This window comes from Nocardiopsis sp. NPDC055551 (assembly GCF_053619415.1).
This window is the reverse complement of the sequence record NZ_JBSHJJ010000029.1, coordinates 1-2,303: the sequence shown is the minus strand read 5'-3', so window position 1 is coordinate 2,303 and position 2,303 is coordinate 1. Positions and strand designations below refer to the sequence as shown.

The 2,303-nt window shown below is 64.4% G+C and carries 1 protein-coding gene; it reads left to right on the top strand.

Going from position 1 to position 2,303, the window contains the following annotated elements:
• Positions 1–423: 423 nt before the first annotated feature.
• On the top strand, positions 424–2,303 hold a 1,880-nt coding region (locus tag ACWGSK_RS27555; protein ID WP_452457184.1), incomplete at its 3' end, for an acyltransferase domain-containing protein.

Genomic DNA, 2,303 nt, shown 5'->3' with positions numbered 1-2,303 from the left:
TCGGGGACCAATGCGCATGTGTTGTTGGAGGAGGCGCCTGTGGTGGAGGCGCCTGTGGTGGAGGCGTCTGTTTCTGAGGCGTCTGTTTCTGGGGTGCCTGTTTCTGGGGTGTCGGTGGTGCCGTGGGTGTTGTCGGGTCGTGGTGTGGGGGGTTTGCGTGGTCAGGCGGGGCGGTTGGCGGGGTTTGTTTCGGGTGGTTCGGGTGTGGATGTGGAGGGTGTGGGTGCGGGGCTGAGTGGGCGTGTGGGGTTTGAGGATCGTGCGGTTGTTCTGGGTTCGGGTGTGGAGGGGTTCGCGGGTGAGTTGAGGTCTTTGGCTGAGGGTTCGGGTGTGGGGCGGGGTGTGGTGGGTCGTGTTGGTCGTGGTGGTGTGGGGTTTGTTTTTGCTGGTCAGGGTTCTCAGCGGTTGGGGATGGGGCGGGAGTTGTATGAGCGTTTCGGGGTGTTTCGGGAGGTTTTCGATGAGGTGATGGGTGAGTTGGAGGGGTGTTTGGGTTCGGGGGTTCGTGAGGTTGTTTGGGGTGGTGATGAGGGTTTGTTGGGGCGGACGGTGTTCGCTCAGGCGGGGTTGTTCGCGGTGGAGGTGGCGCTGTTCCGGTTGTTGGAGAGTTGGGGTGTTGAGGCCGATTGTGTGATGGGGCATTCGGTGGGGGAGTTGGCGGCGGCGCATGTGGCGGGTGTGTGGTCGTTGGCGGATGCGGCGCGTGTGGTGGTGGCGCGTGGCCGGTTGATGGATGCGTTGCCCGCGGGTGGGGTGATGGTGTCGGTTTCTGCTGCTGAGGATCGTGTGTTGGCGGTGGTGGCGGAGTGTGGTGGTGGTGTGGATGTGGCCGCGGTCAATGGTCCTGAGTCGGTGGTGGTGTCGGGGGCCGAGGCCGCGGTGGAGCGTGTGGTGGGTGTTCTGGCGGGTCAGGGGTGTCGGGTTCGGCGTTTGCGGGTCAGTCATGCGTTTCATTCGGCGTTGATGGAGCCGATGTTGGCGGAGTTCCGTGAGGTGTTGGAGGGGGTTTCGTTCGGGGTTCCTCGGTGTTCGGTGGTGTCGAACGTGTCGGGGCGTGTGGTGGTGGGGGAGGAGTTGTCCTCGCCTGAGTACTGGGTGCGTCATGTGCGTGGGACGGTGCGTTTCGCCGATGGTGTGCGGTCGATGGTGAGGGAGGGTGTGTCGCGGTTCGTGGAGGTGGGGCCGGACGCGGGTTTGGTGTCGGTGGTGGGTGAGTGTGTGGCGGCCGAGGGGGTCGCTGTGGATGACGTGGTGTTGGTGGGTGCGCTGCGTCGGGGGCGTGGTGAGGAGGAGTCCGTGGTGGGGGCCGCCGCGGATTTGTGGGTGCATGGGGTGGATGTGGATTGGGGCGGGTTCTTCGCTTCGGTGGGTGTGGAGCGTGTGCCGGTGGGGTTGCCGACGTATGCGTTCCAGCGTGAGCGGTTCTGGTTGGACTCCGGTGGTGGTGGTCTGCTTTCGGATGTGGTGGAGCTGGCCGAGGGCGGGGTGTCGGTGTGGAGTGGTCGGTTGTCGTTGTCCTCGCATGGGTGGTTGGCCGATCACGCGGTGGGTGGTCAGGTGTTGTTGCCGGGGACGGCGTTTTTGGATGTGGCGTTGCATGTGGCGTTGCGGTCGGGGTTGTCGGGTGTTGCCGAGTTGACGTTGCAGCAGCCGTTGGTGTTGCCGCCTCGGGGTGAGGTGGAGTTGCAGGTGGTGGTGGATCGGGGTGTGGCGGATGGGCCGCGGGTGGCGGTGTATTCGCGGTTGGTGGGTGATGAGGGTGCTGGGTGGAGTGCTCATGCGGTGGGGGTTTTGGGGGTTGTCGGTGGGGTTGGTGGTGGTGATGTTTCGGTGCCTGAGGGTGCTGAGGTGTTGCCGGTGGATGGGTTGTATGAGCGGTTGTCGGAGGGGGGTTTTGGTTATGGTCCTGCGTTTCGTGGGTTGCGGCGGGCGTGGCGTGGGGTGTCTGAGGGTGAGGTGATCGCTGAGGTGGCGTTGCCGCGTGGGTGGCGGGATCGTGCTGGTGATCATGTGGTGCATCCGGCGTTGTTGGATGCGGTTTTGCATGTGTTGTCGTTTGTGGATTTGCCGGGTTTGCGGTCGGGGTTGTTGCCGTTTTCCTGGTCGGGTGTGCGGGTGTTCGCTTCGGGTGCGGCGAGTGTGTTGGCGCGTGTGGTGTGGGTGGGTGGTGGTGCGGTTTCGGTGGAGTTGGTGGATGGTTCGGGTGGGGTGGTGTTGTCGGTTGATGAGTTGGTGTTGCGGCCGGCTGGTGGGTTGGTGTCGGGTGGTGGGCCGTTGTACGGCTTGTCCTGGACACCGACCGA